11 protein-coding genes are annotated in these 15,149 nt (G+C 46.3%); 5 read left to right on the forward strand and 6 right to left on the reverse strand.

Annotated elements, in window-relative coordinates; translation table 11 throughout:
• From NC996_RS14480 to NC996_RS14495, 4 genes are all read left to right on the forward strand, one after another.
• Entirely contained in the window at positions 1-1,128 is a 1,128-nt protein-coding gene (locus NC996_RS14480; protein WP_190686983.1) for an aldo/keto reductase, read from the forward strand.
• 316 nt (positions 1,129-1,444) lie between these two features.
• Positions 1,445-5,677, forward strand: a complete 4,233-nt coding sequence (locus NC996_RS14485) for a PAS domain S-box protein (RefSeq protein ID WP_190686986.1) — start codon at positions 1,445-1,447, stop codon at positions 5,675-5,677.
• A 519-nt stretch (positions 5,678-6,196) separates the two neighbouring features.
• Positions 6,197-7,996 (forward strand): EAL domain-containing protein, encoded by a 1,800-nt coding sequence (locus tag NC996_RS14490; protein ID WP_190686989.1) that lies wholly within the window; start codon positions 6,197-6,199, stop codon positions 7,994-7,996.
• 99 nt (positions 7,997-8,095) lie between these two features.
• On the forward strand, positions 8,096-8,770 hold the full coding sequence (locus NC996_RS14495) for a hypothetical protein (protein WP_242037614.1): 675 nt from the start codon (positions 8,096-8,098) through the stop codon (positions 8,768-8,770).
• Here the strand turns inward: NC996_RS14495 and NC996_RS14500 are convergent.
• Positions 8,718-9,872 carry an extracellular solute-binding protein gene (locus NC996_RS14500; protein ID WP_190686991.1) on the reverse strand — a complete coding sequence of 385 codons (1,155 nt, stop codon included), beginning with the start codon at positions 9,870-9,872 and terminating at the stop codon, positions 8,718-8,720. The two genes, NC996_RS14495 and NC996_RS14500, sit on opposite strands and share 53 nt — an antisense overlap.
• A 49-nt stretch (positions 9,873-9,921) precedes the next feature.
• Positions 9,922-10,557 carry a phycobiliprotein lyase gene (locus NC996_RS14505; RefSeq protein WP_190686993.1) on the reverse strand — a complete coding sequence of 212 codons (636 nt, stop codon included), beginning with the start codon at positions 10,555-10,557 and terminating at the stop codon, positions 9,922-9,924.
• 490 nt (positions 10,558-11,047) lie between these two features.
• Between NC996_RS14505 and NC996_RS14510 the strand changes: the two genes are divergently transcribed.
• Entirely contained in the window at positions 11,048-11,425 is a 378-nt protein-coding gene (locus tag NC996_RS14510; RefSeq protein ID WP_190412895.1) for a hypothetical protein, read from the forward strand.
• Between the two features lie 92 nt (positions 11,426-11,517).
• On the opposite strand, the gene cobT is transcribed toward NC996_RS14510, so the two are convergent.
• The 4 genes from cobT to NC996_RS14530 form a co-directional block, all read right to left on the reverse strand.
• A complete protein-coding gene (gene cobT, locus NC996_RS14515; RefSeq protein WP_190686995.1) occupies positions 11,518-12,618 on the reverse strand; it encodes a nicotinate mononucleotide-dependent phosphoribosyltransferase CobT in 1,101 nt (366 codons plus the stop codon).
• A gap of 88 nt (positions 12,619-12,706) precedes the next feature.
• The gene (locus NC996_RS14520) at positions 12,707-13,462 is read right to left on the reverse strand and encodes a DUF2232 domain-containing protein (protein WP_190412786.1); all 756 of its coding nucleotides are present in this window, start codon (positions 13,460-13,462) and stop codon (positions 12,707-12,709) included.
• Positions 13,463-13,576: 114 nt separating this feature from the next.
• Positions 13,577-14,104 (reverse strand): universal stress protein, encoded by a 528-nt coding sequence (locus NC996_RS14525; RefSeq protein WP_190439805.1) that lies wholly within the window; start codon positions 14,102-14,104, stop codon positions 13,577-13,579.
• A 58-nt stretch (positions 14,105-14,162) separates the two neighbouring features.
• Positions 14,163-14,870, reverse strand: coding sequence for a Crp/Fnr family transcriptional regulator (locus tag NC996_RS14530; RefSeq protein ID WP_190412784.1), 708 nt, complete (start codon positions 14,868-14,870; stop codon positions 14,163-14,165).
• Positions 14,871-15,149: the final 279 nt, after the last annotated feature.

Genomic DNA, 15,149 nt, shown 5'->3' on the forward strand with positions numbered 1-15,149 from the left:
ATGCGTTATCGGCGGTTTGGAAAAACAAATTTACCGCTTTCAGTGTTTTCTTGCGGGACGATGCGCTGTCTGGCTTCCTTTGAAGATGCCTACCAGACGGTGCATCAAGCCGTTGCTTGTGGAATTAATCACTTAGAAACCGCGAGGGGTTACGGCAAAAGCGAAGAATATCTCGGAGCCGCTTTAGCCGCAGGATTGCCCCAGTCGCGAGAACAGCTTTATATCACTACCAAACTTCCCCCAAGCAGTGACGCCGATACGATGCGTCGGTGGATTGATGAGTCGCTCTTGAACTTACAGACTGATTTTGTGGATTGTCTGGCGATTCATGGCCTTAACACCTGGGAACATTTAAACTGGGTGCAAGCGGATGGAGGCTGTATGCAGGCGGTGCAGGAAGCCGTAGCAGATGGCAGAGTTCGACACGTTGGCTTCTCCACCCACGGGCCGCTGGATGTGATTCTGGCGGCGATTAACACCAATTTATTTGAATTCGTCAACCTGCATTATTATTACTTTTTCCAGCGTCATGCCCCAGCGGTTGAGTTAGCCAACCAAAAGGATATGGGGATTTTTATTATTTCACCAGCGGATAAGGGGGGACTACTCTACACGCCACCGGAAACGCTTCAACATCTGTGCCATCCCTTTTCACCTCTAGAACTAAATTATCGGTTTCTGTTGAGCGATCGCCGCATTACCACCCTCAGTGTTGGCCCAGCGAACCCCAGCGAATTGACGGAATGTTTGGCGGTTGCTGAGCGCGATGAACCGCTAAAACCGGAGGAAATTGAAGTTTTCGACCGCTTACAAGCTCATTTAGGAGTAATTTCTCCAGATTTATGTAGTCAATGCTATGCTTGTTTGCCCTGCCCAGAAAACATCAATATTCCAGAAATATTGCGCCTGCGTAATTTAGCGGTTGCCTATGACATGACAGCGTATGGTCAATACCGCTACCGAATGTTTGAAAATGCCGGTCACTGGTTTCCGGGGATGAAAGGCGATCGCTGCACTGACTGTGGTGACTGTCTGCCCCGATGCCCTCAACATTTAGACATTCCAGCGCTTTTGCGTGATTCTCACCAGCGTCTGAATGGACAACCTAGGCGTCGGCTTTGGGAATAATCGTAACGGTAGTTGCGTAAAGATAGTTGCGTGAACAGATTTTAAGGCAACCAGGATGTATGGACAGGGTATTTGTGCCCTTGCCTGATGCTGTTATCACTCCGACGATGAACAGTATCTCTAGCTTATTGGTTTAAGTTTTACACCTATCTAAAGATATATACTTGTTAAGATGTTTAGTGATCTGGATTACCGACACATTGATTTATGTAAAATAGCTTAAAAAAGAATTTTGCTAATCCATTGGTTAAGGTTGGTTTAAAGTTTGACTTTGAGAAGGTGGGCTTTGAATATTCCATAACTATATTTGGTAGTCATGAAAAATCAGCTTACCTCTACAGAAAATCTAGTTCGCAGAATTGTATCTATTTATATATTAATTAGCATTATTTATATTGTTTCTGGGAATGAAATACTTAATTTACTGAGCAAGAATTTAGCGTTTTTAATCCAGTTAGAGACGCTGAAAAAGTGGGGATTTATTCTATCTATTAGCGGGTTGTTGTATGTTCTAATTCGCGCTGGCTTACAATTGCAACAATCCGAGCATAATTATCGCCGTATCTTTGAGAACACCGTTGAGGGAATTTATCAAGTTACGGATGATGGACGCTATATGAATGCGAATCCAGCGCTGGCACGCATTTATGGCTACAACTCACCAAATGAACTTATTGGCAATCTTCATTGGCACGCAAGCAATTTGGAGTTGTACCAATTACTCCAAAAAACTGATGCCGTAACGGGATTTGAATCTCAGGTTAATCGCCCCGACGGCAGTTGCATTTGGATTTCTTCTAATGCCCGTGCTGTGCGCGATCGCAGTGGCAAACTACTTTACTACGAAGGCACCGTTGAAGACATTACCAGCCGTAGGCAAACAGAGCAAGCACTGTTCGACAGTAAGGAACAATATCGCGTTATCTCAGAACTGACCTCTGATACCTATTGCCTAACAGTTGCCCCTGACGGTCAAATGACAACCGAATGGGTGTCAGAGACCTTTTTGCGAGTGAGCGGTTACACGTTCGCGGAAATTATCACTCTTGATGGCTGGCGGCGGCTTATCCATCCCGACGACTGGTTAAAAGTTCAGCAAAACTTTCTCAACCTAGTTTCTGGTTCCTCTGAGATTAGCGAACACCGGATCGTGACCCGAAGCGGTGAAGTTCGATGGTTACGAAATTATGCGCGATCGCAATGGGATGAGCAAAAACAAAGAGTTATTCGGATTTTGGGGGCATTGCAAGATATCACAGACTGCAAAGCCGCTGAAGCGTTACTTCAGCGAAGTGCTGGCGAGATTAATCAAATTTTTAATATGCTGCCCAGTTTTGTCTGGAAGTTCTGCCCTGCGACCACCCAGTTTATCTATGCCAGCGAGATATTGACCGAACTCAGCGGCATTTCTAGGGAAGCATTTTTTGAGAATTATCAAATTTGGGACGAGCGAGTCGATTTAGGGCATGAATCCCAAGAAGCAATTCGGATAGCTTGGGAAGCGATTACCAATGGCGAACCCTATCGGGTTGTTTATCTTTTTCACACTCTTCATAGAGGCGATCGCTGGTTTGAAATTACAGCCAGACCTGCCATAGAGGATGGCGTTCTCTATTACTACGGCAGTACCGCAGACATCAGCGAAAGGCAGCGGCAGACGATGTTATGCAAGCAGGCAGAAACAGCCTTACGGCAGGCAAATGAGGCGTTAGAAATCCGAGTCCAAGAGCGTACCGTTGAGCTAGAAGATGTTGTCCAGGCACTCCAAGCAGAGATTGCCGAACGCAAGCTCGCTCAAGAAACCTTAAAGCATTATCAATTGCTATCGGAACATGCCCGTGACATTGTTTTATTTATTGGGAATCAAGGGCAAATTATCGAAGCGAATCAGGCGGCAATTCAGGCATACGGTTACGAACGCGAAGAGATTGTTGCCTTAAACATTCAGGACTTGCGAGATCCTCCAACTCATACAGCGATCGCTCAACAACTGGAGCAAGCAGAACAGCGAGGCATCTTATTTACTACCACTCACCGCCGCAAAGATGGCAGCACTTTTCCAGTGGAAGTCAGTTCCCAAAGCTGGGTAATTGACAATCAAAGAGTTTTATTAAGTATTATTCGGGATATCAGCGAAAGCCTCCGGCACGTCACGCTACGCAAACTGGCAGAGGAGGCATTGCAAAAAAGCGAGGAACGGTTCCGCAATTTGCTGGAAACTACCAGCGATTGGGTATGGGAGGTAGATGAGAATGCTGTTTACATTTACACAAGTCCCAAAGTGCGCGACATCTTAGGTTACGAACCTGAAGAAGTTTTGGGAAAAACGCCCTTTGACTTAATGCCGCCGGAAGAAGCCTTCCGGATTGCGAACACTTTTGGGCCAATTGCTGCCCAAGCAATACCATTCTCTTGCCTAGAAAATATCAACATCCACAAAAACGGTCATCGAGTTGTTCTAGAAACCAGTGGCGTCCCAGTTTTTGATAGCTCTGGAAAATTTCGTGGCTATCGCGGTATAGATCGGGATATTACCGAACGCAAACAAGCTGAAGAAGCTTTGAGGGAAAGTGAAGAGCGATTCCGAACAATTTTTGAAAGAGAAGCCATGGGTGTCGTCCTGACCACTTTAGAGGGGCGGCTTTTGGCAAGTAATCCCAAGTTTCGGGAAATTTTAGGTTATAGCGAACAAGAACTACAAGGGATGCTTTTCAGTGAGTTGGCGCATCCAGATGACGCCATGCAAGACCGGGAACTTTACCAAGAGTTAATGACTGGAAAGCAGGATTCTTACCAATTGGAAAAGCGCTATATCTGCAAGGATGGTCATGTGGCTTGGGGCTATTTGACCGTTTCTTTGATTCGCACTGCCAGTGGTGCCCCGCAATTTAGTACTGCCACCATTCAAGACATTACCGAACGCAAGCAGATAGAAGCAGCGCTACGGGAATCGGAAGAGCGTTTCCGCCAATTAGCGAAAAATATTCCGCAAGTTTTCTGGATGACGACTCCCGATGAGAAACAAATGCTCTATATCAGTCCCCCTTACGAGCATGTATGGGGGCAAACTTGCGAAAGCCTTTATCAGCAGCCTGAATCTTGGCTGGATTCTATTTATCCAGAAGATCGGCAGTCGGTGATAGATGGGCTTGAAAAACGCCAGCAAGAAGTGGACGACTACGAATATCGGATTATCCGCCCGGATGGGACGATTCGGTGGATACGCGATCGCTCCTTTCCAGTTCGGGACGAGACAGGGCAAGTCTATCGAATTGCCGGAATTGCAGAGGATATTAGCGATCGCAAGCGGGCGGAAGAGGAGGTTCATTTCCTGCAAACCATGACCCAAGCTATTTTTGAGTCTCCAGACTTTCACTCAGCGCTATTCGTAGCACTCCAGAAAGTGTGTGAAGCCACTGGCTGGGATTTTGGGGAAGCCTGGATTCCACAATCCGACAACAGCGTTCTCGAATGCAGTCGAGGTTGGTATAGCCGTGCCACTTGTCTAGAGGAATTCCGGCAAGGAGGCGAGAACTTGACCTTTGCACCAGGGATTGGGTTACCCGGTCGTGTCTGGGTCTCAAAACAACCAGAGTGGCAACGAGATGTTTCCGGTGAGTCGCATCAAGTTTATTTCAGGGTAAATTTGGCAATGAAAATTGGATTAAAAGCCGCTTTGGGAATTCCAATTATTGCTGATGATACTGTTTTGGCTGTCCTTGTGTTTTATATGTTTGAATCTTGCGAACAAGACGAACGACTCATCGAACTGATTTCCGCTTCAACTGAATTGGGATTATTCATGCAGCGCAAGCGAGCAGAAGAAGAAATTCGCAATGCTTTGGAAAAAGAAAAGGAACTGCACGAACTAAAATCCCGTTTTGTTTCTATGACTTCTCACGAATTTCGTACCCCGTTATCGACTATTTTGTTTTCGGCTGGATTGCTTGAAAATTACGGCTTTAAATGGACAGAAGAGAAGAAAAGGATTCATCTGCATCGAATTAAAACTGCTGTTCAACGGATGGACGGGATGTTAGATGAAGTGTTGCTTATTGGCAAAAATGAAGCTGGCAAGACAGAGTTTAACCCTGCCGCGATAGAGCTAGAAACATTCTGCCAAGACCTTGTAGCAGAAATGCAACTAACAGCGGGCGATCGCCATTCCCTAATTTTCTCAAGTCAGGGAGAATGTCTCGCAGCTTGCATTGATGAAAAACTGCTGCGCCACATCCTCAGCAATTTACTCTCAAATGCTATCAAATATACCCCAGGGGGGGGTATTATAAAATGCGAACTTAGCTGCCACAATGGGGAAGCCATCTTCCAAATTAAAGATCGAGGAATTGGCATTCCTCCACAAGATCGGCAACGATTGTTTGAAACCTTCCATAGAGCTTCTAATGTTGGCAATATTCCTGGAACTGGCTTAGGATTAGCGATTATTAAAAACTTTGTAGACTTACACAAAGGCAAAATCACCGTAGAAAGTGAAGTCGGAGTGGGTACAACCTTTACGATTAAGTTACCGTTGAGCGGGGATTGTTAAGCTTCAGGGGCTAGTTTTAACCCGTTATAGCAAGGATTTTAATAACGGTATCTTTATATACCAAACTTGGAAAAAATCTTCCTCTACATTCTTTTCCTGTCTTCGCTGATTTTTTCATTCTAGGCGGCTTGACTGTTACCTAGGTTCGATTAATAAGGTTAGTTACTATAGGAAGGTAAGAACTTCTTATATTTATTTTTGATAAGCATTAAATATAAAATTTTGAATTCAATTAATTTACTTTCCCTTGCGAGTGAAATTATAATGAATTAATTGTCTAATATTTATGGATAACCCCATAGATATTGCTGGTATATTTGGCTTTGAAAAAGTATAAAAATAGACTTTTATCCAGTGAGAGGGTGCATAATTTTACTTAAATAAATGTTATTACAGATTGATAAAATCTAAATTCAGGAAGCAGGACAACCTTTATAAATTAAATAGTTTGCACAACATCGGGGAAATAAAAAGTTTGATTTTGTAAGAAAAACCATAAATTAAAGGAAATTTAGAGAAATGGCAAAAATTCTAGTTATTGAAGATGAAGAAGCAATCCGCGAAAACATATTAGAACTATTGGAGGCAGAAGAGTTCGAGGCGACAGGTGCAGAAAATGGTCTTGCTGGCGTACAGATAGCAAGAACGATTCGCCCAGATTTAATTATTTGCGATGTCATGATGCCCGATTTAGATGGTTTTGGTGTTTTGATGGCGCTGCGTCAAGATCCTGTCACCGCAACAATTCCCTTCATTTTTCTGACTGCCAAAGCTGAAAAAGCCGATTTGCGTCAAGCGATGGAATTAGGGGCAGACGACTATTTAACCAAGCCTTGTACGCCTGAGGAAATACTCAAAGCGATCGCTGCCCGCCTCGAAAGACAAAGAGCCATTACTCAACCCTATACCTTAGCGCTCAGGCAAGCAGCAGAAAGACTCAATCACTTAGTTCATTACGATAGCGTGACAAACCTTCCCAATCGCTTGCTATTGCGAGAGCGGTTTAATCAAGTTATCAGTAAGCGGCAAGATGAAAACAAAAGCGATTCCAAAACCCAGGAGAACGAATCGCCTCTTGCCTCTGCCCAGCAGCCACTCAACGTTCAACCTGTCCCGCTGCTGTTTCTAGGATTAGATCGGTTTCAACGGATTAGTGACACCTTGGGAAATCAAGGGAGTGACCGATTAATTAAACTAATTGTCGAACGAATCACCACCTGTCTCAGCCGACAGGACACGATTGCGCGATTGAATTTAGATCAATTTGCAATTATTCTGGCAACCTTAAGTCAAAGACAAACGGTTGCCAGTGTCGCCCAAGCGATTTTGTCATCGCTGAATGAACCCTTCTCCTTAGAAGACGGTCAAATCTTCCTCACTGCCAGCATTGGCATTACCTTCTATCCCAACGACGGGCAAGATTTAGACACCCTGATGAAGATGACAGCAGCGGCGATGTCCTACACCCAAAAGCTGGGAGGAAATCACTATCAGTTTTATGCGACGGACATCAAGGCTGATTATGGCGAAGCGCTGGTGCTAGAAGCGAGTCTGCGCCGTGCCTTAGAACAAAGTGAATTTCAAGTGTATTATCAGCCCCAAGTAAATCTCCAAACCGGAGAAATTAGCGGTGCAGAAGCCTTAGTGCGTTGGCAGCACCCGACGCGGGGGCTGGTTTCACCGGCTGAATTTATTCCTATGGCAGAAGAAACGGGTTTAATTGTCCCGCTTGGCGAGTGGGTATTGCAAACTGCCAGTGCCCAAACGCAAAAATGGCGAGACGCTGGATTTATATCGTTCCGCGTGTCAGTGAACTTGTCGGGGCGTCAATTTAGCCAAGCTGATTTAAGCCAGCGAATTGTCCGAGTATTGGAAACTACAGGTTTGAACCCAGATGCATTGGAATTGGAGCTGACTGAAAGTATCCTTGTGCAAAATGCTTCGATGGCGATCGCTACTTTAAATGAACTGAAACAGTTGGGGATTCATATCGCAATTGATGATTTCGGTACTGGCTATGCTTCCTTAAGCTATCTCAAACAATTTCCCTTTGACACTTTGAAAATTGACCGATGCTTTGTTCAGGATGTTACTAGCGATACCCAAAACCGAGCGATTATGACCGCCGTGATTCAACTCGCTCACAATCTGAATTTGAAAGTTACGGCTGAGGGGGTAGAAACTCGCGCTGAACTGGCTTTCTTAAGCCAGCAGCATTGCGATGCCATGCAAGGCTATCTATTTAGCCGTCCCGTACCCGCAGCAGAATTTGAAACCTTGTTAAGTGCCGGTAAACGGTTGCCGATGCAAGTTGTATGAATTAATCTACGTTTATTTACAAACCGTTCGCTGAATCAATCGCTGGAACCATTAGCAATTCTTACCAGACAATAACTGCATGAATTAGCGCGAGTAAACATGGAACCTCTACAGGAACCAACCAAATCTGGGGCGAAACTTAAACAATTTAGGCAGGCGTACACGGCAGATGACAATGCTGCGAGAAGTCAGATCCATCAAACAGGGAAAAAGATTGCTTCTTCCTTGCTGTTATCAGCTTTAGCAATTCTTACTTCGTGTGTTTTCCCTTTGTTAACGCAGGCACAAACACCACCCACACTGCTGCCTTCTCCCGAACCTTTAGACTTAAAACTACTCGATCCAGAGTCTCGCCCACCGAGAAGTCAAGTCATTAGAGCCGATAGTATGTCCCAAGCTAAACCAACGGTTCCCAGCCTTTGGTGGGCGGAGGAACAGTTTGGTGGCAAATTACTAGAGAACTGGCTAGCGTACCCGGATCGCCAGCGGGTGGATTTGGTTGTAAACCGACAACTCTGGAGCCTTCTGAACTATATAGGACGCTATAGCTTTGTCAACAGCTTTGGGACGGTTGCCAGAGATTATGGCTATAACACCAGGGTGTTTATTGCCAATCAACCACAAGAACCGCTAGCAACCTACACTTGTAATTTCAGTACCAGTCCAGTCGTCTGCGATCTGGATATTGTCTCCTCTGGTCAAAATAGTCTGCGAGTTCGTTCTAAACCGTTGGGCGGATTTCCTGCCACAGGGAACGATACGCAAGCGCCGTAGACTGGGGAAGCGGAAACAGAAATTCACTCTTGTCCAGTATCTGAGTATCTGGCAGCAAGATCGAGTTCGTTTTTAAAAATTCAGGTAACTCTGCTGGGTTCATGCCAGCAACAACTGGTGAGGCAGCGCGGCTGAACAGAGAAATTTCCGTAGCAGGTTTGGATTCCCAACAAAAATTAATCCAATCTTGCAACAGAGGATTCGCCGCAGCACCAGCAGGTTGCACCCATAAGTCTGACCACAAGGCGGTTCCAGACATAGGAACCACCGCAGCAATGTTGCGATCGCGCTTCATCACCGACAATACATCTGTTGACCAACCCACCGCCAGCCAGGTGTCTCCTAGCAATAACGGTTGCAGATAGGTATCGGAACTGTAAAATTTCACCTGCTGGTGCAACTTTTGCAGGGTATTTTTCAACTCAGGAATTCTGTCTATCCGTTCCGTGTTGTAAGAATGACCCAACCGTTTTAAGGTTAGACCAATCACTTCTCGCGGTTGATCTAAAAGTGAAATGCGATCGCGCAGTTCTTCTCGCCACAAATCTTGCCAATCCGTCGGTGTCCATCCCAAAGATTTGAATTTGTCGCGGCGATAGATAATTACTGTGCTTCCCCAGCGATAGGGCGCACCCCAAATTTTTCCAGCGGGGTCAGATTGACCTTGACTATTGCGTTTCACAAGTTCTTGCCATCGGATTGGCAATTGATTCCACCCTCCCGCCTGTGTAAGTTCGAGGGGTTGAATGAGTTTCTGCTCAATTGCCTGTGCTAACCAGAAATCTCCCAAAGTCACTAGATCGGCAATGACGGGTTTTTTCGGGGTAATCAGCGGTAAGTTCCGACCCCAGCCCTGGTTCGCTTTACCGGGATTCTGCCAAGTTTCTAGACTCGCAAATAAATCTTTTAACTGTGTGGCTGGCGTAAAATCTAGAGTTGCCGATTGCTTGAGGCTCTGGCGAAATTTAGTTAACAGCTGAGCGGGAATGGAATTTTTCAGAAGTCTAACTCTTAGTGTGGGGTTTTGGGAATTTCCACACCCTGCAAGCATCTGACTCAAGGTCAGCGTTCCAGCACCCAGCAGAAAAGACCGTCTCTTCATAGTTGTAGCAACTAGCAATCCTTCTGATTAGCAATTCGCTATTCGCTGTTTATAGCGCTTGTCGGCGCTCGACGCCAAAGCCGACCAAATCGATTACCGTTGGTTGTTCTCCGGGTTCGGGTCGTTGGTAAGTAATAATCGTTCTGAGCCGCGTATCCGGCGCTACAATCCGCATTTGATCGACCGCAACAGAACGTCGATAATAGGTGATCATTTCCAGCGTTTGGCGAGTGGGCTGATAGGTAAACCGCCCCGCGATCGCTCCCGCTTCTGAGTATCCCTCATCCCGCAGATAAAAACCCTTAATCGCTTCCCCATCTACAACTTCCGCCACGATCGGTGGAGCGGGGATTTCGGCGGGCGATTCCCCAGGCACCACGTAGGCATCCGGCACAAATAAAGCCTTCAAACTCATGGATACTCGTTCGCCCGTTTCCGAGACGGTATCAAAGGCGATCGCAAACCCAGGACAGGCATTTTGTTCTTCGGTTGCTTGGGCAAGATTTACCTTTATGCCATTTGACGAAGAAAAGGACAAAATTTGCTGCTTTTGTTCCCATGTCAGGGCTTTTACCGAATATTCCGTATGAGAGCGTTCAATCTGACCGCTAAGGACAGAATGATACATTCTTTCTGTTGTCCATACCCCCGTGCAAGCGGTAAAAAACTCTCTGATGCTGAGCATTTTTTCCAAAAAAGCAATATTTAACGCAAGTAAAAGGTAATTAGCTTGCTTGATTAACTTAGCATACGTCCGTGTTCTTCGGTGCTGATAAAGGTTCTAGCCTTTGCTACAGTTTTTTGCACTGCGATCGCCGTTGCCATCTTCTTTATCTATTCGATAAGTATATTGGATAAGTATATTTTCTGTTCCTCCTTTTGATAGAGGAACTTCTTAGGGCTGAAAATCAAAATAAACGGAATATAGGGCTAGAATCGCGAAAATTTCCAATAAATCTTCAGAATTGAGAATTTAATATTTCTACATCATAAATCCTGCTAGAAAAACCGCTTTTCATGTTTATTCAGCCTTGACCTAAAAAGGCTCAATCGATCCCAACTCCAGCTTCATAAATTCATCTTGCTCAATAGTTAAATAATTTGTAAGTAAAACAGTTTTTTAACTATTTTTTTATAACATGAAAGAAATCAAGTTAACGCCTAGTGGGAATTGCATGGATTCACTTCAAAAGCAAGTCATCACTTTAAATCATAAAGTTGATGTCCTTTACGAAATGATTGACCAGTTGAGCGAAAAAGTCTCTGAAGCTTTGTCTAAAAGCAAAGCAGCGGCTATCCAAGGAGGTACACCCGCACCTTTAGGAGTCAGTAATAGCCGCTATGCCTATAAAAGCTACAGCAATCAGTCTCCAGTAATGGAGCACAAAGATGTCTTAGTTGATACAAACTCTGTAGATAGTAACTCTCATAGCAGCGAGAAAGATTTGTCACCGACCATTCAAATCCAACGGCTAACGGCACAGCTCACCGCTGCCTATAATCGCATTGCTGCTTTAGAAGAACAGTTACTCTCTCAGAGAATTCACTCTTAAACAATCGGCAGGCGGGATACAGCTAGAAGGCTTGCAGATAGAGAAGAAAGAATAAACACTGGCTTTATGCTTCACACTTCATATTTCGGACTTCAACAACGCTCGATTAACATTTCAATGGCTTGGAGTAATTGCTCCTGGTGCCAACCCTGAGTTAAATGAGCCGCGATCGCACATCCGCCCGCACCCATGCCTTCTTTAACGTATCCCTGCTCATAAGCCCGCAGTTGAGGATAACGAGAGGGCGCAAAACTCAGCCCAGTCCCCAATAAGGGGACTGGGCTAATTGTTTTTGCTAAGCCGACCGTATCACCAGTTGGATCTTCTGCCACCCAGCGAGTCGTTCCCACCACAACTTGTTCGGGTTCCCAAGATAGGGAATATTGACGCCCAAGCGCTTGCATCAAGGCATAGACAGCCAGCATTTGCGTTCCACCAGCCAGCATGACACCGCAAGTGCGACTCGCAGCGATCGCCATCCCCGCAACCGCAATTTGCATCGGATCGCCAATTGCCGCAACCAGATATAACGGGTCTTGGAAAGGATGTTCCTCGTCTCCTCTGCTCCTAAAGGCTTTCAGCCCAGCTTCCACCACCGCCCACTTTTGCGCGTGATTGCAGCTAGGATAGCTGCTGTTGACCTTACCGGCAGCGGGGACACCCAAGCCCGTTAAAATTGCCAAAGCCGTTGTCGTTCCCCCTACCACGCACTCTCCCAGAATTAAATATCCATCCGGGATACTTGCCGCTAGTTTTTGCCCCCAAATTAGTCCTTGTTCCCACAGATGTTTCACTGTCGCGAGAGGCAAAGCATTTCCGCCGCTGAGACACTGGGCAGGGGCACCTTCCAAATCAATGACTGGAACAGTTGGCGGCTGGGGCAATCCAGCATTGAATAAATAAACGGGAATACCAAGTGCTTCAACCACCGCGCGGGAGATTAGCACTGGAGAGGCACCCGCTTGCAGAGGAGGCAGAGGATATTGAGGCTGAGGCTGAGGGCCTTTATACAAAAATTCCGCATCTGCGATCGCTGTATATTGTCGATCCTCTGGCGTTGCTCCAGCTGCTGAAATACCGGGGATCAGCCCGGTGGCGGTAAAGCCCAAAATACAAGCAAACACCGATGGACGTCCCCGATATCGCTGGAGCCATCGATGTCCCGGTTCTATCTGAGTGTAGACATGAATCATCGAGTTTTGGATTTTGGATTGAGGGTTGAGTCGTGGTGAGGCTCAAAGCAACTGGAAAAAGGCGAAATCAACCTTTAACTTTTCTCCCTCATTCTTCATAATCCAGCAGCACTTGCACCCAATGAGGGGGACGGGGAATCGGGTTACCCAAACGATCGAGTAGCAGCAAAGCCACCAAATGTACGACAAACAGATAGATAACGTTATTGAGAATAATCATGCCGAATGCGATCGCTTGAATCAAAGATAGACTCGGCTCTTGCAGTAGCCCGATCTTGACAAATACCCACTCTGCCAGTTCCGTCACCTGGCTAGTCATGTAAACCCAGAGGTCTTCCCCCAATAAAATCGACAGCAGCCAAAACCGAAAAAAGAATCCAAACGTACCAATAATTGTCCCCGTACCAATCGAGAACAGCCAGCTGCTCCTGCGCCGCCACAAAGCCCCCAGTTGGACACCCATGAGACCGTAGGGGATCAGAAACAGAATGCTGCGAGTTGGTCCCATTAGGACGGACAACAGCAACCCAGAAACCAACGCTGCCATCCAAGCCGCCCGGTGTCCCCATCGCAGGTATACGAGGGCAATCGGGATTGGGAAAAACATCCGCAGCAGCGGTCCCATTGGAAAGTAATAATTAATCAGCCAAATCAGGCTACAAGTACTAGCCAGAAAGGCAGTTTCCACCATGATCAGGGGAGCAACTGCTTTCACCTGGGGTTCGGAATAATTGTTCCCTTGGGCACTGGTTGCCGGGGGCGTTTCGCTTAGATTCGCCTCATCTTCGATTTTCTGAGAATTCCCCAGACCAGAAGCTTGACCGTCTTCAAAAGGATCGCTCATGCAGATTAAAAAACAAAGCCAGATCCTAAATTTAACCTCTATTCCCGTTTTGAGCCGAGCTTCAGCAGCTTCAGGAGAGAATTACAAGACCCATTACCAATTTCCAGTATCCCTTTATCCATCCGCTATTTCCCCAGTCGCCAGTGATTCAGGATGCTCCGTATCTATGCCCTGAATTACCAACACCGAACAGGGAGCGTGGTGCAGCACATAATTACTCACACTCCCCAGCAAAGCTTCTGTCAATCCCTTGTGCCCCCGACGTCCCATCACAATCAAATCGGCACCCCAATTCTCAGCTGCTTGACATAACATTTGCCCAGCCTCGCCTACTTTGTAATCAAACTCCGTCGGCACTTTCTGACGGGTAGATTTTTCGCAGTAACTTCGGAGCAAATCTTGCACCTGCTGGATTCGCCTTTCGAGCGTGAGGTGGTGATTCTCATAGGATGTCATCATCTGAGGATACAAACCCATCTCACCAGAGAGCCGTGGCGTTATTTCACCGAGTATCTCGCTATTGAGGCAATGTAGCAGCATCATTGCTCCACGATTCGCCTGCGCCAATTCCAGCGCTTGAGCGAAGACAGCCTGACATAAAGAAGAGTCGTCGATAGCAACCAATATTTTCTGAAAACCCATGACTAGGCACCCAGATAAATGGCAGTCGGGCACCCAGAGTGCCGCTGCCGTGTATTTATTAGACGATTAGCCGTTCCAAAGCCGCCAAATCGGGAATGCACAAGATATCGTGGTCGCGCATAATCAGCGCCTTTTTTTCCAGCTTTGTTAAAACCCGTGTCACCGTTTCTCGCGCCAGACCGCTGAGGCTGCTTAACTCACGATGGGGTAAATTGGGGATCATCGTTCCTTTTTGGGCAGTTTTTCCCTGTCCTTCTGCTAAGAATAATAACGTGTCGGCAACGCGGGACATACTATCTGATTCTCGCAATCGGAGGCGACGGTTGACTTGACGCAGGCGTTTTGCCATCAACTGAGCCAAGCGAACGCCTGCTAGTGGTTCGTTATGAATTAACTGAACAAAATCTTGAGCAGGCATACTGCCAATCGTCGTAGGAGTTAGCGTAATTACATCCGTTGAACGAGGAACCTCATCCAACGCTGCCATTTCGCCAAAAAGTTCTCCTTTGCCAAGAATATTCAGCGTTACCTCTTTACCATCAAGGTTGTAGGTGCGAATTTTCGCCCAACCCTCCAGAATAAAGTAGACAGAGCCGCCCCAGTCATTTTCCAGCAAAATCACCTGATTTGCAGGATGGGTACGAGTGACGACATGGGAAGTGGCTTTCTCCACAACGGTCTCTGGTAAGCCGGTAAACAAAGGTGTGGAGCGAATCAACGCATTCATGTTAGAGTTCGGTTCGCGGGGGGTGTATCGGTCTTCCATCGGGCCAACACAAATGAAAAAGCTAAGAACTGATAAAGAGTGGCCCACTGGAGTGGGGCTAGCTGGTAGCGTTTGAATCAAGAGCAACCGTTGAGCCGGAAACTTTCAGCAATCAGGTCGGCATCTCCCGAATATGGTGTTTACGCTCTCGAAGATAATTAGGCTGAACAGGAGGCTCTTGGCAGCGTACCAATCAGAGTTAGGAGGCACCCATTGAGCCAGTGACCCTATCTTTATTATCCTCATAGAGGAAACCCGCGACTCGCTGCTGACGCATCT

Source organism: Trichocoleus sp. ST-U2, from assembly GCF_039961875.1.
In the GTDB taxonomy this organism is placed as follows: Bacteria; Cyanobacteriota; Cyanobacteriia; order Cyanobacteriales; family FACHB-T130; genus FACHB-T130.